Source organism: Pseudomonas sp. NPDC085632, assembly GCF_044541255.1.
Taxonomy (GTDB): Bacteria; Pseudomonadota; Gammaproteobacteria; order Pseudomonadales; family Pseudomonadaceae; genus Aquipseudomonas.
Window position 1 is genome coordinate 24,172 of the sequence record NZ_JBITSX010000017.1, and the last position, 24,756, is coordinate 48,927.

At 58.3% G+C, this 24,756-nt stretch carries 21 protein-coding genes; 15 read left to right on the top strand and 6 right to left on the bottom strand.

Annotation, left to right across the window (positions count from 1 at the left end):
• Positions 1-295: 295 nt before the first annotated feature.
• Positions 296-514: a hypothetical protein gene (locus ACIF4X_RS13710; protein ID WP_397482549.1), complete on the top strand. Its 219-nt coding sequence runs from the start codon at positions 296-298 to the stop codon at positions 512-514.
• 173 nt (positions 515-687) lie between these two features.
• On the opposite strand, the gene ACIF4X_RS13715 is transcribed toward ACIF4X_RS13710, so the two are convergent.
• Together ACIF4X_RS13715 and ACIF4X_RS13720 are read right to left on the bottom strand one after the other, a co-directional pair.
• Positions 688-1,650: an HNH endonuclease gene (locus ACIF4X_RS13715; protein WP_397482550.1), complete on the bottom strand. Its 963-nt coding sequence runs from the start codon at positions 1,648-1,650 to the stop codon at positions 688-690.
• Between the two features lie 89 nt (positions 1,651-1,739).
• The gene (locus ACIF4X_RS13720; protein ID WP_397482551.1) at positions 1,740-3,167 is read right to left on the bottom strand and encodes a hypothetical protein; all 1,428 of its coding nucleotides are present in this window, start codon (positions 3,165-3,167) and stop codon (positions 1,740-1,742) included.
• Between the two features lie 426 nt (positions 3,168-3,593).
• Here ACIF4X_RS13720 and ACIF4X_RS13725 point away from each other — a divergent pair, with 426 nt between their 5' ends.
• Positions 3,594-4,136 carry a hypothetical protein gene (locus ACIF4X_RS13725; RefSeq protein WP_397482552.1) on the top strand — a complete coding sequence of 181 codons (543 nt, stop codon included), beginning with the start codon at positions 3,594-3,596 and terminating at the stop codon, positions 4,134-4,136.
• Between the two features lie 186 nt (positions 4,137-4,322).
• Here the strand turns inward: ACIF4X_RS13725 and ACIF4X_RS13730 are convergent, their stop codons facing one another.
• Positions 4,323-5,270 (bottom strand): LysR family transcriptional regulator, encoded by a 948-nt coding sequence (locus tag ACIF4X_RS13730; protein ID WP_397482600.1) that lies wholly within the window; start codon positions 5,268-5,270, stop codon positions 4,323-4,325.
• Between the two features lie 149 nt (positions 5,271-5,419).
• On the opposite strand from ACIF4X_RS13730, the gene ACIF4X_RS13735 reads away from it, so the two are divergent.
• Positions 5,420-6,946 (top strand): CoA-acylating methylmalonate-semialdehyde dehydrogenase, encoded by a 1,527-nt coding sequence (locus tag ACIF4X_RS13735; RefSeq protein ID WP_397482553.1) that lies wholly within the window; start codon positions 5,420-5,422, stop codon positions 6,944-6,946.
• A 9-nt stretch (positions 6,947-6,955) separates the two neighbouring features.
• On the top strand, positions 6,956-7,858 hold the full coding sequence (gene mmsB, locus ACIF4X_RS13740; RefSeq protein WP_397482554.1) for a 3-hydroxyisobutyrate dehydrogenase: 903 nt from the start codon (positions 6,956-6,958) through the stop codon (positions 7,856-7,858).
• 94 nt (positions 7,859-7,952) lie between these two features.
• On the opposite strand, the gene ACIF4X_RS13745 is transcribed toward mmsB, so the two are convergent.
• Positions 7,953-8,297 (bottom strand): cupin domain-containing protein, encoded by a 345-nt coding sequence (locus ACIF4X_RS13745; RefSeq protein WP_003177747.1) that lies wholly within the window; start codon positions 8,295-8,297, stop codon positions 7,953-7,955.
• A 512-nt stretch (positions 8,298-8,809) separates the two neighbouring features.
• On the opposite strand from ACIF4X_RS13745, the gene ACIF4X_RS13750 reads away from it, so the two are divergent.
• From ACIF4X_RS13750 to ACIF4X_RS13800, 11 genes are read left to right on the top strand one after another with little or no spacing between them, the layout of a single operon-like run.
• Positions 8,810-9,379 (top strand): acyl carrier protein, encoded by a 570-nt coding sequence (locus tag ACIF4X_RS13750; protein ID WP_310868429.1) that lies wholly within the window; start codon positions 8,810-8,812, stop codon positions 9,377-9,379.
• 8 nt (positions 9,380-9,387) lie between these two features.
• Entirely contained in the window at positions 9,388-10,662 is a 1,275-nt protein-coding gene (locus ACIF4X_RS13755) for a beta-ketoacyl-[acyl-carrier-protein] synthase family protein (RefSeq protein ID WP_397482555.1), read from the top strand.
• Position 10,663: 1 nt separating this feature from the next.
• Positions 10,664-11,722, top strand: coding sequence for a beta-ketoacyl synthase (locus ACIF4X_RS13760; RefSeq protein ID WP_397482556.1), 1,059 nt, complete (start codon positions 10,664-10,666; stop codon positions 11,720-11,722).
• On the top strand, positions 11,719-13,014 hold the full coding sequence (locus tag ACIF4X_RS13765) for a beta-ketoacyl-[acyl-carrier-protein] synthase family protein (RefSeq protein ID WP_397482557.1): 1,296 nt from the start codon (positions 11,719-11,721) through the stop codon (positions 13,012-13,014). Before ACIF4X_RS13760 ends, ACIF4X_RS13765 begins: the two co-directional genes overlap by 4 nt.
• Positions 13,011-14,219: a beta-ketoacyl synthase N-terminal-like domain-containing protein gene (locus ACIF4X_RS13770; protein WP_397482558.1), complete on the top strand. Its 1,209-nt coding sequence runs from the start codon at positions 13,011-13,013 to the stop codon at positions 14,217-14,219. Before ACIF4X_RS13765 ends, ACIF4X_RS13770 begins: the two co-directional genes overlap by 4 nt.
• A 54-nt stretch (positions 14,220-14,273) precedes the next feature.
• Positions 14,274-17,144 carry an aminotransferase class III-fold pyridoxal phosphate-dependent enzyme gene (locus ACIF4X_RS13775; RefSeq protein WP_397482559.1) on the top strand — a complete coding sequence of 957 codons (2,871 nt, stop codon included), beginning with the start codon at positions 14,274-14,276 and terminating at the stop codon, positions 17,142-17,144.
• A 9-nt stretch (positions 17,145-17,153) separates the two neighbouring features.
• On the top strand, positions 17,154-17,891 hold the full coding sequence (locus ACIF4X_RS13780) for a 3-oxoacyl-ACP reductase family protein (RefSeq protein ID WP_397482560.1): 738 nt from the start codon (positions 17,154-17,156) through the stop codon (positions 17,889-17,891).
• Entirely contained in the window at positions 17,888-18,652 is a 765-nt protein-coding gene (locus tag ACIF4X_RS13785) for an SDR family NAD(P)-dependent oxidoreductase (RefSeq protein ID WP_397482561.1), read from the top strand. Before ACIF4X_RS13780 ends, ACIF4X_RS13785 begins: the two co-directional genes overlap by 4 nt.
• A 2-nt stretch (positions 18,653-18,654) precedes the next feature.
• The gene (locus tag ACIF4X_RS13790; RefSeq protein ID WP_397482562.1) at positions 18,655-19,953 is read left to right on the top strand and encodes a DUF1302 family protein; all 1,299 of its coding nucleotides are present in this window, start codon (positions 18,655-18,657) and stop codon (positions 19,951-19,953) included.
• Between the two features lie 57 nt (positions 19,954-20,010).
• Positions 20,011-20,847: an outer membrane lipoprotein-sorting protein gene (locus tag ACIF4X_RS13795; RefSeq protein ID WP_397482563.1), complete on the top strand. Its 837-nt coding sequence runs from the start codon at positions 20,011-20,013 to the stop codon at positions 20,845-20,847.
• 33 nt (positions 20,848-20,880) lie between these two features.
• A complete protein-coding gene (locus ACIF4X_RS13800; RefSeq protein WP_397482564.1) occupies positions 20,881-23,496 on the top strand; it encodes an RND family transporter in 2,616 nt (871 codons plus the stop codon).
• 69 nt (positions 23,497-23,565) lie between these two features.
• On the opposite strand, the gene ACIF4X_RS13805 is transcribed toward ACIF4X_RS13800, so the two are convergent.
• Both ACIF4X_RS13805 and ACIF4X_RS13810 read right to left on the bottom strand, forming a co-directional pair.
• A complete protein-coding gene (locus ACIF4X_RS13805) occupies positions 23,566-23,976 on the bottom strand; it encodes a MerR family transcriptional regulator (RefSeq protein ID WP_077570934.1) in 411 nt (136 codons plus the stop codon).
• Positions 23,977-24,177: 201 nt separating this feature from the next.
• The gene (locus ACIF4X_RS13810) at positions 24,178-24,753 is read right to left on the bottom strand and encodes an NAD(P)H-dependent oxidoreductase (RefSeq protein ID WP_141127847.1); all 576 of its coding nucleotides are present in this window, start codon (positions 24,751-24,753) and stop codon (positions 24,178-24,180) included.
• Between the last annotated feature and the right edge of the window lie 3 nt (positions 24,754-24,756).

A 24,756-nucleotide genomic window follows, 5' to 3' on the forward strand; every position in this document is an offset into this window, starting at 1 on the left:
CTAATGGTAGTATAAGAGTTAATCAAGGCGTGGTTTTTCAAACATCTGACTGTATCTCTTGGGCATTGGCTTGGTTTTCTAGTATTGCCTTCACTGATCAATAAATCCGCCTGTCAAAATAGCAGGTATTGGTAAGCACTATGAAACATGACAAAGAAGGTTGCTATTTCAATCGAGCCCAATTCACGATCAAAGTCGAAACGGACATTCACGTAGATTTGAGTAAATACAAATCGACCTCCAGCCTGCCGTGTGATGAGCTAGGCTTGAGGCACCATCACTAAAGGACAATGTCATGTCGAGCGCCTCAGGAATTACAATCGACACTGCAGACGCACTGACGCTGCTGCTCCATAACCAACATGCCCTAGCTGCGGCCATTGAAGAGGTAACCATGTGGCTCTCAGAGAACGGAGTAGGGAATATTGCCGCGAACGCTACGGCAGCTATGGAAACGCTGGACACGAATGCACAAGCAATCACGGATGCGATCATGCGGATACGGCGTTCATAGCTTTAGATAACTCCCTCGGCTCGCAACCCCTGAGCCCGGAGCCACCTACTAAGCGATCCAAGCACCTAGGGTTGTTTACCTTTCTTCCTGCGAATTCGGATCGCATCATGAGTTGTATGGCATAATCCATCCGACAAAGCTACCGTAACACTGCTATACAGAAAGCTGACTCGCTACAGTACCTGGCCAACACAGGCGACCTGCACACCATCAAGCTCTGGGTAATGCTCTAGCGCTCCTTCTACCATATGTACATATCCATCATCTGAGATTCGAAGTAGCCCGGCATCGTAGAGTGCATGCAAGTCCTTACGCATCAATAAGCCATCACTTATGTCGTTCTGCCCATCGCGCCACTTACTACCACGCCGATGAGCCGCATCTAATGCCTGAACGACAGAGCAACCTGTAATCACACATCGTCCGTTATACGCAATAAACAGTTTTCTCCTGAAGGACGCTTGTTCGGGACGAACCTCCACACTACAAAATTTTGCAGCACGATCTTCTAATGAACTTCTATTTGGTAATCCTGTAGTGGTTTTACCATCCCCTTTCCCAAAAGATTTGGACCCTTGTAAAACTGTTTGGATAAAGTTCTCGGCCCAGCTGTCCATTGAATCATAGTGACCTATTAGATGGGCAAGCTTGAAAGGATCAGCAAGCTTAGTCGAACCCTGAGGGCTTCTATTATAAAAAGCTCCAGAGGGATCTATCAGTCTAGAAAACTCTTCAAAACTCAGATTAATTGGAACTGGCTTTTCGAGTAGGTAAGGCAAAAATCTTTCGGAATCCCAAAACGCTAACGATACGCTTGAGAAATACTCAGGATCAATTTTCCCGCTGACCCTTGCGACCCAACGGTAAGCATTCTTCCAATCTGTTCGTTTGCCAGCAACATCGGTAGTACAAAAAAAGCAGGTATCCCCTATAGCAATATCCGCAATCTTCTTCCGATTTCCACCCTTCGGTGTATCTGGAAAGCCCCAGGCGTAAAGATCACCAAACGGAAGACTAACACTGCTAGGTATAAGCGCTCGCCGTGCAGCAGAGATCGGCGAGCTTAAAGTTTTGCTATAGTTGTCAATGGCAGCCTTATCTACCAGCCCACCAGCCGCAATCATCCAAACTGCCACGACCCACCCCCGCATCAATTTCCAGCAACTGACATTCCCACCTACTCAGCGGGAGCTAATCAGTGGCAGTCAGTACTAATCTAACGACATCAGCGCTTACTGGCTGAAGCTCGCCTATTCCCGTCAATCAAGAAGATTTTAGATGTCTTCTCTCCACGCTCTATTGCCGCAAGCCTAGATCTTTGTACTTCGGCGTACTTTTGACCGATCCCACCGACATCGACCACCAAGTAAATTCCTAGGTCGGTGTCATCGGCCTTTTTATATATCTCCAGTTGCTTTTCATATCCATGCAACAGAGAGTTCGTTGAAAGTTTTATCTCCACCAGTACACGAGCATTAAAGCCTGACGAAAACTTAAAATCTACGGGTCCGTTACCAGCATCCGCCTCGGGAGTGACATCCAAATTATTCGCCTTGCAATAAGAATAGGCCACAGTGAAGAATAATCGCTGAGCGGCCTTCTCTTTCCTGGGCTTCTTCTCATCAGTCCAAAGCTCCTTCCAGATGCCCTTGTTCTCGACGAGATCTTGGAACTGAAGCACTATTTCCTCAACCAGCTTGACCGCTTCTTCTGGAGAGGATGGAGAAGTAGCCCCTTGAAATTTCAGCGGATGCTCTTGTGCAATTCTCGTCAGCTTTGCCCAGAAAACCTCGCCATTTTCGTCCTTCGCAAAGTCATAGGACTCCTTCGGTACTTCTCTGAGCATCTCTAGCAGTTGTTCAAACGATTCTTTGCTCGACAAGGCCGCCGCCTTAACACGCGACTTATCCTTCCTGCTCATCGTGGCCCAAATCTCTCCGATTCTACCGCTTACCCGCTCCCGCAGATCTTCGTTAGCCTTAACAGCACGTGAAATATCACTCCAGTCAGTTGCGATTGGAAGATCACGCACAATATCCGTAGGAACAAATATCAACGGGTCATTCGTGTAAGGATTTATCGGCAAAACTTCCTTGCCACCCACAACATCAAATTCCTTAGACGGAATCCCGAGCTCTAGGTTCACCCGCTGAGTCAATTGAACAAGATCTTTTAATATGATATTGGTTGTCATATCGCTTATACGATCCGCACCAATCCCCTCTTCGAAAAGAGAAAGCCCCATAAAGAAGTCGACATCGGTTATGCCTAGCTTAACAATTTCCAATGCCGTATCCAGTGCATGAGCAGCCAGCTCTTTCCCAAACCCCGCTCCATGCACTGAAGAGCTATATCCGAGACAAGTCCAGCTCACCTCGGAAAATTTAAAGAGTTTTTCAACCTGTCGCCAAGGTACATCTCCCTTCACTTTCGAGGCGATGAGCAGTTTAACTATCCATTCAAATCGTTGTTCGTAAGCAGTCACAGCCCCTGTGTTTATCTCTGGATGAAAACTTTCCGCCAGCAGGAGAGGGTCGATAAATAGATTGGTATCACTCGCCAACTGGGTGTCAATTATCCCCAGCTCGAGCAGACGATCTGGATCAATTCCAAACTCGGTACTGATTGTTGCAGGGCTTTTAATTGTTGCCATTTACCGACTCCATTCGCCCCAAAAGTAAATCCTTCATGTGGCCAAGACGAGATCAGAGTGCCACCAGCTATCTCAATCATGGCAGAGCGCTCGTGCGGGAAGCAAGGTGATATGGGGGATGCCGCCTGGCCTGCTGGTGCGGTGCTAAGCACCTAGCCCACTCCGACCGTTTTCAACATGAAAAGGGAGGCTTCCGAACCCAGAGCCATTATTTAGGGCAGGATTTTGGGAGATCACATGAGAAGTGCAATCCCGAATTTCGCGGGGCTGGAAATCATGCAGCAATACTCATTTGCATGGATAGGCTTGATCGAAGTCCTTGTGAATGTCGTCTGCGTTTTGCTTGGCGGCTGTGATGGTTGACCTCGCGAATTTGCTGATGTCGCCTCGGCTAGAATTAAGATCACCCTTGAAGGAGCGCTGAAATTGGAATTCAACGAACTGTATTACTTTCTTCGGATGTACTCAGTTGACTTCAGCACTGCGCGTGGAGCTATTAAGATTCTGAAGCGCTACAGGCGTCCAGACGTTCAATACGCTCTACTGCGAGACCTTATTGTTGTTTATGTGAGGCCCTTTTCGACAAATCAAGGGCCTCTATCCAAGCATACTCTCAGCGTTAAACAGCACGTGCCTACGCTTATGAAACCCCTCCACAACGAGCTCGTGAGGGTCCGAATGGAGCAGTTCGCACACACCGACCTGACCTACTATTCCCCAGAAGCGCAGGCGTTCAATGGGCCTAATGGTGAGTTCCATGGCTACGCCATGATATTCAAGGGGTACGACTATGCGGTTCTGTTGAATAAGCTTCCTCAAATCGAAGAGCTTATCCATGCGGTCGAAAGCAGCGTCAATGCCGAGATAGCCAAGCAAGAAGCCGCCTCCTGGACGCAAGGACCGGTAGTTCCAATACAACCATCGGCCCCTAAGAAGTCCCTTGAGAATCTGACAGAAAAACCTGAGTGACCACCTCAGTACGCAAATGTGCAGGCGCCCCCCATGAGAGCCCTCGCGTGGTCCTTATCGCGTGCCTGTGCGTCTCTGAATGTTGACGTCGAGGTGTTACAAGTTGAGTACCAATTCCTGTTACAAACTGTTGGAAAAGGCTTGCTGACTTGGTTACGATTCCGCTGCCTGATTTCTTGAAAATTTTTAGTCGGCGAACTGCATCTCGCGGGTCTGCCCCATCAGCAGACCCTGATTGCGCTCGGTCACCTCACGGATGTAATCCCACAACAGGGTGATTCGCTTTAATTTCCTCAGATCCTCCCGGCAGTACATCCAGAACTGCCGGGTGATGTCGATTTCCTCCGGCAACACCGGCAGCAGGCGCGGATCCTGCGCGGCGAGGAAGCACGGCAGAATCGCCAGTGAGCGCCCTTGCTGCGCCGCGACAAACTGCGCGATCACGCTGGTGCTGCGCAAGTTGGCGCTGGCGCCGGGCAGCACGTTCGCCAGGTACAGCAGCTCCGAGCTGAACGCCAGGTCATCCACATAACTGATGAAATGATGCTTGCTCAAATCGGCCGGACGGCGGATCGGCGGGTGTTTGTCCAGGTAGTCCTGAGTCGCGTAGAGCTGCAAACGGTAGTCGCAGAGTTTGCAGCACACGTACGGCCCGTGCTCCGGGCGCTCCAGTGCAATGACGATGTCGGCCTCGCGCTTGGACAGGCTGATGAAGTGCGGCAGCGGCAGGATGTCCACCGAGATCGCCGGGTAGGCGTCGATGAAATGGCTCAACTGCGGGGTGATGAAAAAACTGCCGAAGCCTTCGGTGCAACCCATGCGCACATGCCCGGACAACGCCACGCCGGAGCCTGATACCTGCTCGCAGGCCATGTGCAATGTGCTTTCGATCGACTCGGCATAACCGAGCAAACGCTGGCCTTCGGTGGTCAGGACGAAGCCGCTGGTCCGCGACTTCTCGAACAGCAAAGTCCCCAACGCCGCTTCCAGCGAACTGATGCGCCGCGAAACGGTTGTGTAGTCGACAGCCAGCCGTTTGGCGGCGGTGCTGGCCTTGCGGGTGCGGGCGACTTCGAGGAAAAACTTGAGGTCGTCCCAGTTCAGCGAACCTAGTGAGGTGATGTTTTTTTGCATGATGGACGGGCTTATATGTGCGTTCTTATTAGAAGTTTGCACATCTATACTCCAAAAACAGTCCGACAACCAATTCGTGACACACGCCTCATCTCAAGGCGAACCCTTCGCCTTGGCTCCTACGATAAAAACAAGTTTCGGAGACCAGCATGAACGCATCGCTTACGCCCAACGAAACCACGGTCCAGAAGGTCAAGCTGCTGATCAATGGCGAGTGGGTCGAGTCGCAGACCACCGAATGGCACGACATCGTCAACCCGGCGACCCAGCAAGTGCTGGCGAAAGTCCCGTTCGCTACCGCCGCTGAAGTCGATGCTGCCGTCAGCGCCGCCCAGCGTGCGTTCCAGACCTGGAAACTGACCCCGATCGGCGCACGCATGCGCATCATGCTCAAGCTGCAAGCGTTGATCCGCGAACACTCCAAACGCATCGCCGTGGTCCTGAGCGCCGAGCAAGGCAAAACCATTGCCGACGCCGAGGGCGATATTTTCCGTGGACTGGAAGTGGTCGAGCACGCGTGCTCCATCGGCAGCCTGCAAATGGGCGAGTTCGCCGAGAACGTCGCCGGCGGCGTTGATACCTACACCTTGCGTCAGCCGATCGGCGTGTGCGCCGGCATCACCCCGTTCAACTTCCCGGCGATGATTCCGCTGTGGATGTTCCCGATGGCCATCGCTTGCGGCAACACGTTCGTCTTGAAGCCGTCCGAACAGGATCCGCTGTCGACCATGCTGTTGGTGGAACTGGCGATCGAGGCCGGTGTTCCGGCCGGCGTGTTGAACGTGGTGCACGGCGGTAAAGACGTGGTCGATGGCCTGTGCACGCACAAGGACATCAAAGCGGTGTCCTTCGTCGGTTCGACCGCTGTCGGTACCCACGTTTACGACTTGGCCGGCAAGCACGGCAAGCGCGTGCAATCGATGATGGGCGCGAAGAACCACGCCGTGGTGCTGGCCGATGCCAATCGCGAGCAAGCGCTGAACGCGCTGGTCGGTGCCGGTTTCGGTGCGGCCGGGCAACGTTGCATGGCCACCTCCGTCGTTGTGCTGGTCGGTGCGGCGAAACAATGGCTGCCGGACCTGAAAGCGCTGGCGCAGAAACTCTCCGTCAACGCCGGCAACGAGCCGGGCACCGATGTTGGCCCGGTGATCTCGAAGAAAGCCAAGGCGCGAATTCTTGAGCTGATCGAAAGCGGCATCAAGGAAGGCGCCAAGCTGGAACTGGACGGTCGTGACATCAAGGTGCCGGGCTACGAGCAAGGCAACTTTGTCGGCCCGACCCTGTTCTCGGGCGTGACCACCGACATGCAGATCTACACCCAGGAAATTTTCGGACCGGTACTGGTGGTGCTGGAAGTCGACACCCTCGATCAGGCTATCGCGCTGGTCAACGCCAACCCGTTCGGCAACGGCACCGGCCTGTTCACCCAGAGCGGCGCGGCGGCGCGTAAGTTCCAGACTGAAATCGATGTCGGTCAGGTCGGCATCAACATCCCGATTCCGGTGCCAGTACCGTTCTTCAGTTTCACCGGTTCGCGCGGTTCGAAACTCGGCGACCTCGGCCCGTACGGCAAGCAAGTGGTGCAGTTTTACACGCAGACCAAAACGGTCACGGCGCGCTGGTTCGATGACGACAGCGTCAACGACGGCGTGAACACCACCATCAACCTGCGCTGAGGAACGGCCATGAAAATCGCATTTATCGGTCTGGGCAACATGGGCGCGCCGATGGCGCGCAACCTGATCAAGGCTGGCCACTCGCTGAACCTGGTCGACCTGAATAAAACGGTGCTGGCGGAACTGGAGCAACTGGGCGGCACCATTCGCGCTTCGGCGCGTGAGGCGGCTGAGGATGCCGAACTGGTGATCACCATGCTGCCGGCCGCTGTGCATGTGCGTAGCGTCTGGCTCGGTGAGGACGGTGTGCTCGCCGGCATCGGCAAAGGCGTGCCAGCGGTGGATTGCAGCACCATCGATCCGCAAACGGCTCGCGATGTGGCGGCCGCTGCGGCGAAGCAGGGCGTGGCCATGGCCGATGCGCCAGTGTCCGGTGGCACGGGCGGTGCGACCGCCGGCACGCTGACCTTCATGGTCGGCGCCACTGCGGAACTGTTCGCCACGCTGCAACCAGTGCTGGCGCAGATGGGCCGTAATATCGTGCATTGCGGTGAAGTCGGCACCGGGCAGATCGCCAAGATCTGCAACAACCTGCTGCTGGCAATCTCGATGGTGGGCGTCAGCGAGGCGATGGCACTGGGTGATGCGCTGGGCATCGATACCTCGGTGCTGGCCGGGATCATCAACAGCTCGACCGGGCGTTGCTGGAGTTCGGAGATGTACAACCCGTGGCCGGGGATTGTTGAAACGGCGCCGGCTTCGCGTGGGTATACCGGCGGGTTTGGCGCGGAACTGATGCTCAAGGATCTGGGGCTGGCGACGGAAGCGGCGCGTCAGGCGCACCAACCGGTGGTGCTCGGCGCGGTGGCGCAGCAGTTGTATCAGGCGATGAGTCAGCGCGGGGATGGCGGCAAAGATTTCTCGGCGATCATCAACAGCTATCGCAAGCCTGCAATAGAAGGGCAGCGCTGAACAAACTGTGGGAGTTAGCCCCCACAGGGGACTTGTGTGTATCAGACATTGTTTGCCGGGAAATCACGTCGGGTGATCTCCCGGCTTTTTTGCATCAGGCGAACACGAAATATTTGCGCACGGTCTCGACCACTTCCCACGTGCCTTTCATGCCCGGTTCAACCACGAAAATATCGCCAGCACGCAGATGAATCGGCGCCATGCCGTCCGGGGTGATCACGCAGTAGCCTTCCTGGAAATGGCAGTACTCCCACTTCACATAATCGACGCGCCACTTGCCCGGTGTGCAGATCCACGTACCCATGATCTTGCTGCCGTCTTCGCTGGTGTAGGCGTTGAGGTTGACGGTGTGCGGGTCGCCTTCGAGTTTTTCCCATTTGCAGGCATCGAGAACCGGCAGCGGATGGGTGTCGCGTAGAACGGTGATAGGGGCGGTCATGTGTCGGCTCCAGACAAGGCGATCAAACGGAAGCTGCACCCTATAGCGCCGTGCCTGGGCCCAGATGTCTGTGCTCGACATTCAGATATCCATAAACGCTGCCAGGTTTTACGGATGGAGGCGTAAACCTTCCAGCAAATTCAATTAGCGGTAGTACTGATCTGAAACAAAGGTTATGAAGTTATAACTATTTTACTTGTCTGGTTTTTGCTTTTAGTGCGTCGGTTCCGTTGCCGCCTTAGTTGCTTTCGATAGTCAGCCTGCCCGATAGCGCGGGCGCCTCACCATACCCCGTCTTTGTTAAGTAAATAAGTCGTCCGTCGCACCAATGAGGTGCGGTGTCTGTGGGGTTTTGCAGACTTTTTTCGAGTTGTAAAAAAACCTTGAATAGTTCGTTGACTCTCCCCTTAAGGGCAGAGTTTAGATTTCCGCCGCGTGAGAAGTTGCTGTGGGAAAAGTTACTTTTCATAAGTCGAATTCATGAAGTAGTCACGACATATAGGGAGATAGAAATGAACAATCCATTGGACTTGGAACATGTCGTTGCCAGCACTCGCGAAATCCTCGCACAGCTGTTGGTGATGGATGCGAATGACATCGAAGAAAACAGCAGCATTGTCGAAGACCTCGGTGCCGACTCGCTGGACATCGTTGACCTGAGTTTCCAGCTGGGCCGCCAATATGGCTGCACACTGCCGAAAACCAGCGTGCTCGACCATGCGGTGGCGGTTTGCGGTGATGCCAGCGAGTTTCTCGCCAACGGTCGCATTACCGAAAGCGGCAAGAAACTGCTTGAGCAAAGCCTCAGCACCTACACCCCGGATCAACTGAAGGCGGGCATGCAGCCGGCTCAAGTGTTCGCCGCGACCACCGTGCGTAATTGGGCCAATCAGTGCCGTAATCTCTTCAACTACCTGCCGGCAACCTGCCCGGATTGCAACGCTCACCAGGCAGTTCTGAACGAGCGCCAACAAGTGGTCTGCGGCGCGTGCAGTGCGCGCCTGGTGCCGGCGGATGGCGATGAAGTGTCCCGTCAACTGGTTGAGCAGTTCGTCGCCACTCACATCAAAGAAGCGGTGTAGGAGTTCTCATGCGGGCACGAGAAGTCTATGTGAGCGGGTTCGGTCTGGTGGCGCCCATGGCGCTGGACGCTGCCACGTTGTTCGAGCGGATTTGCCGGAAGCAATCCTGTGTCCGCGAACATCCTCGGTTCAAGGCGCTGGGATTCAACAACAGCGCAGCCGGATTTATCGACGATACGCAGTGGCAGCTGATCGGTGCCGGTTTCGGCGGCAACGCGGCGCTGCACCCACGGCAAAGTGTGCTGGCCGAATACGTTGCCCGACAAGCGCTGGAGCACGCCGGCCTGACGCCGGCAGACTTTGCCCACAGTCGCAGCGGTCTGTTTCTGGGCGCCAACAAGTACTGTGCCGACAGCCACGACCTGCAGCGGCTCAGCCGTTGCATGGATAAGGCCGGACGCGTCGACCTCGACCGTCTGCTGGACAGTCCGGCAGCGTCCAGTGCGGCTTTCATCCGGCGGGTCGATCAACAGACGCAGCATCTGGCCGATCGGCTCGGCATCCGCGATCACATCTCGACCCATTCCGATGCCTGTGCCGCCGGCACCATGGCCATCGGCAGTGCTTACCGGGCCATCGAGCGCGGTGAGATTGATCTGGCCATTTGTGGTGCCGTCGAGCTGATGGCCAACGAACTGCCTTATTACATGTTCAACAGTCTCGGCGCGCTCTGTCAGGCCGACTTGCCGGCGAGCGAACAAAGCCGTCCGTTCATGCCTGACCGTAGCGGGTTTGTACTCAGCGAGGGCTCGGCGATGATCGTCCTCGAGTCCGCTGAGCACGCCCGGCGGCGCAAGGCTGCGCCACTGGGCCGGGTGTTGGGTTACGCGAATGTCTGCGAGGCTCAGAAGATGACCTCCAGCAGCCGCGACGGCAGTAAATACGAGGAATGCATGGAAGCAGCAATCGAAGACGCCGGCCTGCTGCGCAGCGCCGTGCAACACGTCAACACCCACGGTACTTCCACGCAGGCCAATGACAGTTGTGAGGCGTTGGCGTTGCAGCGACTGTTTGGCGGATGCCAGGACTTCATGACCTTCACCGCCAACAAGTCCGCTATCGGTCATTCCCTGGCAGGCAGTGGCGCGATCGAAGCGGTGCTGTCGCTGATGAGTTTGCGTGACGGTGTGCTGTTGCCCACCCTGAATTACGACCACGAGCGTGCCGAATACCCTTCGCTGAAGTTCTTGAGCGAGCCGGTGCGACAACCGATCAACGTGGTGATGTCCAACTCGTTCGGCTTCGGCGGCATCAACAGCTCGCTGGTTCTGGGGAGGGCATGACATGAACCGAGCCATCTATCTCAATGCCGCTGCGGTGCTGAATGTGGCGGGCAGTGAATGCGCTGACTTGCTCGGCACACCCTGCGCGGCCCAACCGCTGGCATTTGACGCACAGCGTCGGGCGTATGCATTGCCGACGCCGCGACTGGCCAGTGACCTGTTTGACCGCAAGATCCAGCGCAGCGTCGAGCCGCAGGGTTTGCGTCTGTTGCATTGCGCCGCACGGCTGGCGCCTGCACTGGCGGCGCTGCAATTGCCTGCGTCACGCATTGCCCTGACAGCGGCCATTCCCGAAGTCGATGCGCCGAGTCCTTGCTGGGATGCGGTGCAGGCGATCATCGAACAGCCCCACAAACAACTCAGCCAATTGTTGGCCAACACGCCCCCCCTGCATGCGCTGACCCTGCTCAACAGCAGCGTGATGGCGTATGTGGCTGAAGCGCTCAATTGTCACGGGCCAATGGGCGGATTTTGTTCCCAGGACAACGCCGGGCTGGATGCGCTGATCGAAGCCTGCCAGCAGATTGGCGAGCGGCATGCCGACGCCGCGTTGGTGGTCAGCAGCAGCCCGAACCTGACCCCGGCTCTGTACCTGCGTGAGCCCGATCAGGCGAGCGAACCGCTTTTCGGTGAGGGCGCCGCCGCGCTGTTGCTGGCGTCGACACCACCGCCGGGTGCGGCACACGCGGTGCGCATTGCCGGGTTTGCCCGTGGTTACAGCACCGATCCGCAACGGTCTGTGGCGGTGGGTCGGCGCGTGATCGACCAGGTCCTGAGTGTCGAGAAACTGCGTGTCGGCGACGTCGAGCATATCGTCGGCCATTGCGCTGACGGGCAAGTGATGAAGTTGCTCGAAGCTTTCCCGCGCGAGATTCGCAGCACCCGCGCCATGACCGGTGAACTGGGCGCCAGCGGCTTGCTGACAGAGGTCGCACTGACCTTGCACCTCAGCCGTGAAGTAGCGGCGACGCCGGGTTACACGTTGCTTGTCAGCCATACTCGCGCCGGTCACTGGGGCGCATTGCTGTTGGCCAGTGAAACCATGGAGAAGCACGCATGAGTGCGACACGGATTGTGATCACCGGCATGGGCGCCGTCACCGGTTTCGGTTTCGAATGGCAGACCCTCTGGGAAAAAATGCTCGGCGCCGAACATTGTGTGCGGCCATGGCAGCCGGACGACTTGCAAGAGGCTTCGTTCGCGGTGCGTTATGCAGCGCCTGTCGACATGAGCCTGTTGCCGGAAAAACTGCACAACCACACGGCGTGGACGATGCCACTGGAGAAACGCAGCCGTTTTGGCTGGGTGGCCGCTACGCAAGCGGTCAACGACAGCGGCCTGCAACCGGAGCAATTGCGTGGCGCAGCGGTCCTGTGTGCCTCGGGCGCGCCGCAGCACATGCTCGCCGACATGTTGCTGACCGCCGCCCCCGATGGCGCTGCCCCTGGCTGGCAACACCTGATGCCGCGGGCCGGGCAAGTGAATGCCGATGGTTCGCTGCGTCAGAGCAACGACCGTCTGGCGCGGGTAATCGCCGATGATCTGGGCTGTGAAGGACCGGTGATCAACATCAGCAGTGCCTGTGCCGGCGCTTCACAAGCCATTGGCAATGCCTTTCAGATGATTCGTCGTGGTGAAGTCAGCGTGGCGCTGGCGGGTGGCGCCGACTCGGTGCTCAATCTCGACACCATGGCCGCGCTGTACTTGCTCGGCGCCGCGTCGGGCGAACAACGCTGGGGCGCCGACCTGTGTCGGCCGTTCGATCGTGATCGCAGCGGACTGATCGCCGGCGAGGGTGGTGGTTTCGTCGTGCTGGAAAGCCTCGAACATGCCTTGGCCCGTGGCGCCACGCCATATGCCGAGGTGTTGGGTTTCGGCAGCAGCCTGGACGCTTACAAAGTCACTGCACCGCAACCCGAGGGACGTGGCGCGGCACTGGCGATGCAGGCCGCGCTCGACGACGCCGGGCTACGCCCGCAGCAGATCGATCTGATCAACGCCCACGGCACCTCGACACCGCTCAATGACGTTGCCGAAACCCTCGCGATCAAAAGTGTCTTCGCCGAGCACAAGCATTATCGAACCCTGGCCGTCAGCGCCAACAAATCACAGTTCGGTCACCTGATCGCGGCCGCTGGCGCACCGGAATGCATCGTCACCGCATTGGCCTGCCTGAACGATCTGGTCACGCCCACGGTGAACCTGCACGACGCCGACGAACAGTGCGATCTGGATTACTGCGCCGGTCAGGCCGTCAGTCGTCGAGTGGATTACGCGCTGAGCAATTCCTTCGGTTTCGGTGGCCTCAACACCTCACTGGCCCTTGGCAAATATCGGGAGCACGGACAATGACTGACGCCACTGTACGTATAGCGATCACCGGCAGCGGCTGTGTGTTGCCCACAGGCTGGGGCGTTGAGGATTTCTGGTCGGCGGCCCGCGACGGTCGCAGCGCGATCTCGCCCCTGAACTCGTCGATGTTCCACAGCGAGCGTGTCACCGCGTTCGGGCACATCGCTGATCGAGACCATCAACGTAGCCGTCAGGATGTCGCGCAAAACCTCCAGCGTTACTGCCCGCCGGCAGTGATCTGGGGCGTCAGTGCCGTGCGCCAGGCGTTGGTCGAGGCCGGGCTTGAACCGGGCCGCGACAACGTGCGTTTTGGTCTCTATTGCTGCCAGGGCGGTTACACCCATCCCTCGCTCGCGTCTTACGGCGAACTGTTGCACGAGTGTCAGACCGAGAGCGGTGCCGACATGCAGCGTCTGGCCAGACGCGTGTTGCAGGAGCGCGCGCTCGATCCGTTTCTGGTCCTCAAAAGCCTCAGCAACGGTTTGCTCGGAGTGGTCAGTCTGGCGTTGAAACTGGAGTGCGAAAGCAACGCCTACATGCAAGGCGTGGCCGGCAATCTGGCGGCGCTACGCGAGGCCTGCGCCGCGCTGCAAAGCGGTCGAGTGGATGCGGCGATTGTGGTCGGCGCCGGCAGTGAGCTTGATCCGCTGGCGCTGGCTGCACTGGCCGAGGCTGGCGTGATCAGCACCGACGCTTCGCCAAGCCTGCGCGCCTTTGATCGCCAGGGCCGTGGCGGCATTGCCGGCGAAGGTGCGGCGGCGCTGGTACTGCGCCGCGCCGATGACCTGCCGGCAGGGCCGCAAACCTGCCTGACAGCACTGTTCGCCCATCCGCGTCTGGACTCGCTGAACTTGCCCGACAAACAGGTGGATCTGCTGATCAGCAGCGCCACTGGCGATGCGCACAAGGATGCCGATCTGGCTCGCACGCTGGCGCGAACAGGTGCCGCGCACATCACCAGCAGCACACCGCTGACCGGCATGCTCAGCGGTGCGCCGAGCCTGGTGGATCTGATCCTCGCGCGGCAGGCCTTGCAGGCGCAAAGCATCCCGCCGGTCAGCGGTCTGGAGCAACCGGTGGATGCGCACCTGCCGTTTGTGATCGGCGGGCCGCGCGATGCCGTGCTGCACGATTGCCTGGTCATCAACCGCGACGACAACGGCTTCAGTGCCGGCTACCAACTCGAATTTCACGCGGCCGACTGACCGTCCGCCCGCAACGAAACGCAGCTGATTTTTTACTCAAGGGATAGAACTGTCATGGATTACCGCGATTACGTACGGCCGAAATTCGTTGAATTGATGCAGGCTCTGGGCCTGGAATGCCAGTTCCACAGAGCGCTGGGCAGCAAGCTGTTTTACCGCGACCGGCAGGGCGATGAAGTGACCGTCACCGACTTCCTCGGTGGTTACGGCGCCGCGCTGTACGGCCACAACGATCCGCAATTTGTCGATCAACTCGTCGACCTGTTGCGTGCCGATGTACCGTTCAACGCGCAGATGTCGGTGCGCGGTGCGGCGGGGCAGTTGGGGCGTGAACTCAGTGAAGCGTTCAACCGTGAGCTGAACAACAGCGAGCGCTATATTTCGACCTTCTCCAACAGTGGCGCCGAGTCGGTGGAAATCGCCGTCAAGCACGCCGAATACCGCCGTCAGAAGAACCTGCAGAAGCAATTCGACGAGCGCGATTTCGCCCTCGCCAATCTGGTCGCCAGTGACAAGGCTTACGTCGAACTGGATATCGACGATCTCGATTTGCCAGCTGGTCTGCTGCCGCAGAATCTGTCCTGCGTCACCGTGCGCCAAGTGGCCGAAGCGGCGCGTCAGCACAACCTGGCGCAGCTGCATGTCGAGCCGGTGTTCCTGGCCGTGCGCGGCAGCTTCCACGGCAAACTGGTGAACACCGTTCAACTGACGTACGGCAAGCAGTACCGCAAACCGTTCGCCCGTTTCGGCCTCAACGTCGAGTTCATTGACCCGCAGCAGCCACAGCAATTGCAGGATCTGCCGGTCCGTCACGTGCGTCACTGGCTGAGCCTGGAATGGAGCGGCGAAACCCTGCAGGTGCGCCGTGAGGCGTTCAGTGCGATCACCGCTGTATTGCTGGAGCCGATTCAGGGCGAGGGCGGCATCAACGAGTTCGCCAATGAGTTTTATCTGGGCCTGCGGCGTCTGTGCAACGAACAGCAGTGCCCGCTGATCATCGATGAAGTGCAATCCGGTTTCGGCCGCACCGGCACTTTGCTCGGTGCCAGTCATTTCAATTTGCAGGGCGATTACTACTGCCTGTCGAAAGCGCTGGGCGGTGGCCTGATGAAAATCGCCGCGACGGTGATCCGCGCCAGCCACTACGAAAACGATTTCAGCTACATCCACAGTTCGACCTTTGCCGAAGATGATGCGTCTTGCCATATCGCTCTGTCGGCTTTACGCCGTCTGTTCGAGAACGACAGCGCGATGCTCAAGGACGTGAACAAGAAGGGCGAGTATCTCAAGTCTTCGCTGCTGGAACTCAAAGCAGCGTACCCGGACGTCATCGCCGACGTGCGCGGTCGCGGCTTGCTGCTGGGCTTCGAACTGCACGACCTGACCGGCACCAGTTCGCTGGTTCAGGCCTCGGCGCAGTACAACGACGCACTGGGCTACATCATTGCCGGCTACCTGCTGCAATTCGAATCGCTGCGCGTGGCGCCGTCGGGCAGCAACGCCAATGTGATTCGTCTGGAACCGCCGGTGTGCATCACCTTCGAAGAAATCGATGGCTTGATCGGCTCCCTGCAGAAAGTCTGCGACATGCTGCGCCGCCGCGATGCTTTCCCGCTGGCGGCCGGTGTGTGCGCCGACAGCATCGCGCAAGTGCCGGCCCGCGAGGTCAGCTTCAAGGAGAGCGAAAACCGCCCAAAGTCTGACGAGAACGTGCGCGTGGTGGCTCGCGTGGCGTTCATCAACCATTTGATTGATTCGGACATGCTCAGTGACGTTGATCCTTCACTGTCGACCCTGAGCGCTGAGCAGAAACGCGAATTCATCAAACGCATGGCCCCCGAGCGCCGTGCCGCGCCCATCGGCCCGGTGCAGATCCGCTCGAAACTCGGCACTGCCGTGGAGTTCACCCTGTACCCGCTGTGCATGGATTCCGATGCCATGGCGGCGTACATCGCCAGCGGCGATCTGCAAACCATCCGCGAAGAAGTCGGCAATCGCATCAAGGATGCCCGCGCTGACGGTTACACCGTCGCCGGGCTGGGCATGTACACCTCGATCGTCACCAATAACTGCCAGGCGCTGCAGATCCCCGACATGGCGCTGACCTCCGGTAACGCCCTGACCATCGGCATGGGCCTGGAAGCCATCGAACAGGGCTGCAAGCAGCAAGGTCTCGAGCTGGGCGAGCAGACCGCTGCAGTGGTCGGTGCGGCGGGCAACATTGCGTCGACCTACGCCTCACTGCTGTCGACCAGCGTCGAGCATTTGATTCTCATCGGCAGCGGTCGCGACGGTTCCCTGCGTCGTCTGGAAAAAACCGCGCAACAGATTTACGCCGAAGCCGCCCGCGCGATTCTCAAGGGTGTCGCCGAACACGATCGCCTCGCCCGTCGCCTGCAGCAAATTGATGGAATCGATGGACTCTTGCAGGCCCACGGCAGCAGTGCCGATCTAGGGCAGCGCGTGGCGAAACTGGTCGAAGAACGCCTGGGCGCGAATGCCTTCATCACCGTCAGCAACGATCTTGACGTGCTGAAACAGGCGCGCATCGTCCTCTGCGCGGCGAACGCACCGCAGCCGTTTCTAGGGGCCGAACACTTCGCCGAAAGCAGCGTGATCTGCGACATCGCCGTACCGTTGAACGTTGACCAGAACCTCGCCAGCCAGCGCAGCGACGTGCTCTACATGCACGGCGGCATCGTGCAGACGCCGCTGGGTGATGGCCTGGTGAAAAACGTTCGTGCCTATCTCAAGCAAGGTCAGTTGTACGCGTGCATGGCCGAGTCGGTATTGATGGGCCTGTCCGGGATGAAACAGCACTACTCCTACGGCGACATCAGCCGCGAGCAAGTGCAGCAGATTCGTGCACTGGCGGCGACCCACGGCTTCAGCCTCGCGCAGTTCAAAACCGACAACTCGCTCTAAGGAACGGTCATGCCGAATAAAGTAGCAGTGGTGACCGGTGGCAGTCGTGGCATCGGTCGGTCGATTGTCCAGACACTGGCCGGGGCGGGTTATCAGATCGCGTTCAGTTACGTACGCGATGAAGTCGCGGCGATGGCCTTGCGCGATGAGGTACAGGCGTCGGGGATCGATTGCCTGGCGTTGCAGTGCGATGTCAGCAGCGGCGATAGCATCAAGGCGTTTTTCGAACGGGTCGATCAGCATTTTCAGCGTATCGATCTGTTGGTCAACAACGCCGGCATCACCCGTGACGGCTTGCTGGCGACGATGTCGGCGCGTGACTTGATTGAGGTGATCCAGACCAACCTGATCGGCACGATGCTCTGCTGTCAGCAGGTGGTGCCGGGCATGTTGCGCCAGCGCAGCGGTTGCATCGTCAACATCAGTTCGGTGGCGGCGCAGAAGCCCGGTAAAGGGCAGAGCAACTATGCCGCCGCCAAGGGTGGGGTCGAATCGTTGACCCGTGCCTTGGCGGTGGAGCTGGCGCCGCGCAACATTCGCGTCAACGCGGTCGCCCCGGGCATCGTCAAGACCGAGATGAGTACGGCGCTGATCGGCAGTCAGGAAGAAGAAATCCAGTCGCGTCTGCTGATCAAGCGCTACGCGGAACCTGAAGAAATTGCCGAAGCGGTGCTGTACCTCGCCGATCGCGGTTTGTACCTGACCGGGGAGGTCCTGTCGGTCAACGGCGGGTTGAAAATGCCATGAGCCGGACCATTCTGATCACCGGTGCGGCCAAAGGCATCGGTCGCGCGGTTGCCGAGAACTTTGCCGCCGACGCCGACAATCGCCTGATCCTGCTGGATCTCGATCTGGCGGAACTGCAACGCTGGGTCGACAAGCGTCAGGAGCAGATCAAGGCGAAAGTCGAAACCCATGCGGCGAACATTGCCGACCTGCCGGCCATGCAAGCGTTCTTCAAAGCCCTCGGTTCGCAAGTCGAATACGTTGATGTACTGGTCAACAGTGCCGGCATCTGCAACGAGAACGAACCGGAAGATCTGCACAACTGGCACAAGGTGATTTCGGTCAACCTCAACGGCACGTTCTACGTGACCTCGTTGTGCCTGGCGCTGATGCCCGACCGTGGGCGGATCATCAACATGTCGTCGATCCTCGGCCGCGCCGGCAAAGTGCGCAACACTGCGTACTGCGCGTCCAAGCACGGCATCGTCGGCATGACCAAGGCGCTGGCGCTGGATCTCGCTTCGCGGCAGATCACCGTCAATGCGATTCTGCCGGCGTGGATCAATACGCCGATGTTGCAGGGTGAACTGGCGACGCAAGCGGCGATTGCCGGGTTGACCCAGGAACAGATCGTGCGCAACGCGAAGAAGAAACTGCCGATGCGCCGTTTCATCCAGAGCGAAGAAGTGGCGGCGATGGTGCGTTACCTGGCCAGCCCCGAGGCTGGCGGGGTGACTGCCCAGAGTCTGGTGATCGATGGCGGTGTCGGGTTGGGAATGTAGCGATGCCTCGATTTCACAACAGTCACATCATGTGTGCGGTGTGGGCGTGCATGGCTGCGCCCGGCGCGATGGCGGAATTGACCGTCGATGATCTGAAGCCTGATTACGCCGACGGTGAAGTCGGCGTGGCTACGGCTTTGCGCCTGCACGGCGACGATCAGGTCACGCAAAAAGCCGTGTATTTCAAAGCCAATCTGGAAGACAACTGGGAGGGCGGTTACTACAAGGCCAAGGGCCGCGTGCGTTACGACGCGCGCTACGATGGCAACAATCCGTACAGCGAGCGGGCGCGCGACAAGTACCGTTTCGATGCCGATTGGCGGCACCTCTACGTCGGCCATTCCCTAGGTGACGGCGAAGTGACGGTGGGCTGGCAGCAAGTGGTCTGGGGCCGCGCGGATGAATTGCGCGTGCTCGATCAAATCAACCCGCTGGACTATCGCGATGGCCTGACGCCGCTGCTCGAAGACAGCCGCATTGCTGTGCCCATGGTGCGTTTTGCGCAACCGGTGGGCGAGTGGGAATTGGAGGCGCTGTGGATCACCGATTTCGTGAAAAACCGGGCGCCGGTAGAGGGCAGTGAATTTGCCGCGCCACTGTTTGCCACGCCGGATCCGCAGTATTTCCTGCTCGATTCCAAACCCGGCTATGACGGTGACAAGGGCTATTCCTATGGCCTGAGCGCCAACGGCCGGATCGGCGCGGTGGACACCAGTTTTGTTGCCTTGAGCGCCCGTCAGCAAGACCCGGTGTACGCGGTCGAAGGCCTCGCCGACGACGGTCGCACCAGGCTGGAACGGCAGTTTCCCCGTTACACCATGGGCGGTGCCGGGCTGGCGATCGACGCCGGGCACAGCATCGTCGTGCGTAGCGAGGTCGCGTATTTCGACAACTGGCGAGTGACCAATCCGACGCGTGCCTACGGTGCCGACAGCACGCCCATGGTCAAGTCGTTGCTGGGCGTCGACTACCTGTTGCGCGACTGGCTGATCTCCGCGCAGTGGCAGGAACAAGTGCTGCTCGACTGGCAGGACGGCATGTTGCAGGACAAACGCGAACCGCTGTTCACCCTGTCGGCCGAAGGCACCCATTGGCAGGACCGCCTCAAGAGTCGTCTGGTGGCCGCCGCCTCACCACCGTTTCAGGACAACGCCTTGCTGCAAGGCATCTTCACCTACAAGCCGGTCGACTACATCAAGCTCGGCCTGGAAGTGGATGTGTTCTTCGGCAAACCCGACAGGTCTTTTGGCGAGTACAGCAAGCGCGACCAAGTGCGGCTGTCGGCCGGTTATCTGTTCTGACCCATCATGCCTGCCGCGCTCGCGCAGGTGCATTCATCCAACGAAAAGGAAGTTGTCATGTTGCCGTTTTTGAAAAGTCTGACCACCGCCGCTCTGATCCTTGGCAGCGCCTGCGCCAGTGCCGCCGAGGCCGGCAATGCCGATGAGATTATCCGTCAGGTACGCGATCGCAATGACGGGAACAGCTTCATGTCCCAGGTTTCACTGATCCTGCATGACAAGAAAGGCAATACCCGCGTTCGCGAGTTCACCTACCTGCAAAAGGATTACCCGGACAGCGACAAGTTCAGCATGTACTTTTCCGCGCCGACTGACGTGCGTGACGTCGCCTTCCACATTGAAAACCCGCACGAAACCCTCGGCCAGGAAGATAGCCAGTGGATGTACCTGCCAGTCAGCCGCCAGACCCGCCGCATCTCCACCACCGACAAGCGCGGCTCGTTCATGGGCAGTGAATACTCGTACGCCGATCTGGACAAGATTCGCGTCAAGGACTACTCGCAGAAACTCGTCGGCGAAGAACAGATCAAGGGCCGCGACTGCTACGTGATCGAGCGCGAACCGGCGTCCCCAGAGGTGCTGGCCAAGACCGGTTACAACAAGCTGAAGGTGTGGATCGACAAGCAGAACTTCCTGGTCATGCGTCAGGATTTCTTCGACGTCAAAGGCGTGTTGATCAAGCAGATGCGCACGCAGAAAGTCGCAACCATCGACTCGATCGACAGCATCGTCCTCAGTGAGACCGAGCACTTTATCGACGGCACCCGTTCGGAAATGCGCTTCAACCAGTTGCAGTACAACGTTTCTCTGGAAGACCGCCTCTTCACCCAGACCGCCATCAAGCGCGGGCTGAAAACCGGTGACCTGCCGGACTTTGCCGTGTCTGCCCGCTAAGCGCCGACCCCGACGACCTGGAACCGCATGATCATGGAAAGATATCTGAATTTCGTCGAGCGCTATGCGCGGGCGATTGTTTTCCTGCTGGTGGCGATTACGGCGTATTTCACTTATACGCTGGGCGCGCTGGTGTACGACACCAACCCCTATCTGCTCAAGGAAAGCCACCCGGCGCGCAAGACCATCATCGATTTGCAGGGTGAGTTCACCGGCACGTTCGACTCGGTGATGGTGGCGCTGAACAACCCGCAAACGGTGTTCAACAAATCGACGCTCAACGCGCTGTTTTCGATGTCGCAATCGGTGCGCAAAATGATTCTGGCCAACGATGCCGACAAGGAGCAGCTGGCGCAGATTGTCGCCCGGCACCCAGACGACAGCCGTGCGCAGTTGCTGACCCGGGACATTCTCGAAAGTGGTTTTTCGCAGAACGATTACGCCAGCGCCAAGGCATTGCGTGATCATGCCCAGAGTCAAAACTGGGATGCCCATGATCAGTTGTTCCTGTCCTTTCTCGCCGAGCGGATCAACCCGATCCGCGAAATGGCCTCGATGGGCGACCTGGAAAACATCGTCCTGACCGACGACGGCGAGCTGTTGATCCACAAAACCCTGAATGCCTATGACATGGACCCGGCGCTGGTCGAGTCGCAGATCATGGGCAACGAACTGATGGTCGACGGGGTGGTGTCCAAGGACAAGAAAGTCGCGATGCTGGTGGCCGAACTCGGCACCAAGCAGGACGACGCTCAGGCGCAACTGCGGGCTTATCAGATCGTGCGCGGAATCGTTGCGCAATATCAGGCCGAGCACCCGGAGTACAAGGACGACATCTTCATTGCCGGCATGCCGATTTTCATCGCCGCGCAGCAGGAAATCATCGATCACGACCTGGCCGTGCTGTTCCCGATCGTGTTTTTGCTGATTACCTTGCTGCTGATCTTCTTCTTCCGCAAACCGCTGGGCGTGCTGTTGCCGCTGTTCAATATTCTGTTCTGCACCATCTGGACCTTGGGCCTGATGGCGCTGCTGCGGGTGCCGTTCGACCTGCTGACCAGTGTGCTGCCAGTGTTCCTGTTCACCATTTGCTGCTCGGATGCGATCCACGTGATGGCTGAGTATTACGAGCAGAAAAGCGCCGGCAAGAGCAATCGCGAGGCCAACCGCGAAACCCAGCGTTTGATGGTGGTACCGGTGGTGCTGACGACCGTGACGACCATCGCCACGTTCATGATTTCCACCACCAACAACATTGTCAGTATTCGCAATTTCGGCGTATTCATGTCGATCGGCCTGACCGCGGCACTGATCATTTCGCTGTTGCTGATTCCGGCGTGGATCGCGATCTGGGGCAAGGATCAGCCGCAGCAGGCCAAGGCTGAGGTGCACAAGGAATCGATCATCTCGCGGTATCTGGTCGCGTTCTGTGCCTGGATGATCCGCTTTCGAAAACCGATCCTGATGGTCATTCTGCCTGTGCTGGCGCTGGCCACCGTATTCACGTTCCGCGTCGATATCGAAGACTCCGGCATCGCTTATTTCAAGCCGGAAAGCCACATTCGTGTGTCCGATCAGTTCATCAACCACGCCAAAGTGGCGGGTACGGCGCCGGGCTGGATCGCCATCGACAGCAAAGAGCCACGCGGCGTACTGACCACCGAAGTGGTGCAGTTCATCGACAAGCTCGACCACTTCATCAAACAGCAGCCGAATGTCAGTTACGGCTATTCCCTGGCCACGTACGTCAAGCGCATGAACCTGGTGCTCAACGACATGAACCCGGAATTTCTGCGGGTGCCGAATGCCGTGGAAAAAGTGACGTCGGTCAATGACGACGGGCAGGTCGAGCGTTTTGAAGTGCCGGGCAATTCACTGATCGAGCAGCACGTGATGCTGTTCGAAAACGGTGGCGGCTCGGACCTGAACAACGTGCTCAACGCCGATTTTTCCAAGGCCTTGACCCTGTACACCATGACCTCGTCGGTCGCCAGTGACTATCAGGGCATGCTCGATCGCCTCGATGCCTGGTTGCTGGTGAACAAACCGGCCAACCTGGAAGTGACCCACGCCGGCACGCCGTTGATCTGGACCGGGGTACTGCAGGAAATCACTCAGGGTCAGGTGCTGAGTTTTTCGCTGGCCTTGCTGGTCGTCACGCTGATGATGATGTACTGGCTGAAATCGGTACGCCTGGGGGTGTTGGGCATGCTGACCTTGCTGACCACTTCGGTGACGGTGTACGGCTTCATGTTCCTGTTCGGCATTGAACTGAATATCGGCACGACACTGGTGACGTTCCTGGTGGTCGGAGTGGTCGATTACGCGGTGCACCTGCTGTCGCGCATCAAGTTGCTGGTGCAGCAGGGCATTGAGATCGACGCGGCCATTTTGCAGGCGATGCACAGCGTCGGCCGTTCGACGGTGATCAACGTGGTGATCTTCTCCGTGGGCTTCATGGCGCTGCTGTTTTCCGACTTCAAGCCGATTGTCGATCTCGGCGCACTGGTGGCGATGGCGCTGTTTTCCAGCGGGGTCATGACCATTGTCCTGGTGACGCTGGTATCGCCGTGGTTCTTTGCGGCGATTGCGCCGGTGCATGCGCCGGCCCCAGCACGGCGCACAGAGGGGGAGCCGGTGCCGGGCTGATTCGCCACCGCGTGGGCGCGCCTGCCCTGAGACGGCAGGCGAGTCTGGTCATGCGGCGCAGCAGGGTTTTCAGTTCAGTGTATTGACCGGGTTTTTTTCGCCATAGCGGGCGATGCGTTCGAACTGACATTCCTGGCGGGCGTCGTTGAGGTTGTTTTCGAACGCTTCGAGGCCATCATGCAATTGCTGCAAATCGCCGATCTGGGTCACCAGTTCGGCTTTTTTTTCGGCAATGGCTCGTTGCGCCATGTCCCACGGGAATTCGTCGCCGCGGTAGTTGTTGAGGATCACCTGCAGCTCTTTGAGCTTGAAGCCCAATTGCTGGGCGCACTTGATGAACGTCAACACCTCGACACTTTGCTGGCTGTAGATGCGGTATTTGCCTTCACGCTTGGGCTCGGGCAACAGGCCGATTTCTTCGTAATGGCGAATGCTTTTGACAGTGGTGCCCGACAGCTGGGCGGCTTTGCCGATATACATAAAGGTCCGTCTCGATGATCAAACATAGCTTAGCGCGATCAGGCGTCATGCCGGATCGGCGGCGATTATATGTCCAATACCATCTGAAAATTGCAACTGCGCGTAAATCACGTGCACAGGCGACGGACGGGCTCGTGAAGGGAACCCGGAAGAGGCACTGACGGCGGCGGGTGCGCCGTCAGTTGAGGCGGCTGGAAAAACCTAGACGGCGGCGGTCACGCGCGCCTGTTCCAGCCACGCATCGCGCTGGTTTGGCTTGGAGCCAAGGATCGGCCCGAAGGTCAGCGTCTTCAGTGGCTTGATGCCGCAGAATTCCAGCGTGGTCTTGCGCATCTGATTCAGCCCGGGCATGCCGTAGATCCATTTGTAGTACCAGTACGGCGTGTCCATGGTCACCAGCAAATGCGCGGTGCGGCCCTTGAGCAGCTTGTCGGGGAAGGCTTTGCCTTCGCGATATTTGAAGGCGAAACCCGGCAGGAAAATCCGGTCGACGAAGCCTTTCAACAGCGCCGGAATCCCGCCCCACCAGATCGGATAAACGAATGTCAGGTGCTCGGCCCAGGTGATATCGGCCTGCGCTTGCAGCAGATCCGGCTCCAGCGGCTGCACCTTGTTGTAGCCTTCGTGCAGAACCGGGTCGAACTCCAGCGCATCCAGACGTAGCAGCCGCACGTCATGCCCGGCGTCCTTGGCGGCCTGAACGTAGGTGTCACTCAATGCCCCGCAAAAGCTGTCGGTGGAAGGGTGACCCAGAATCACGAGCATTCGTTTGCTCATTGT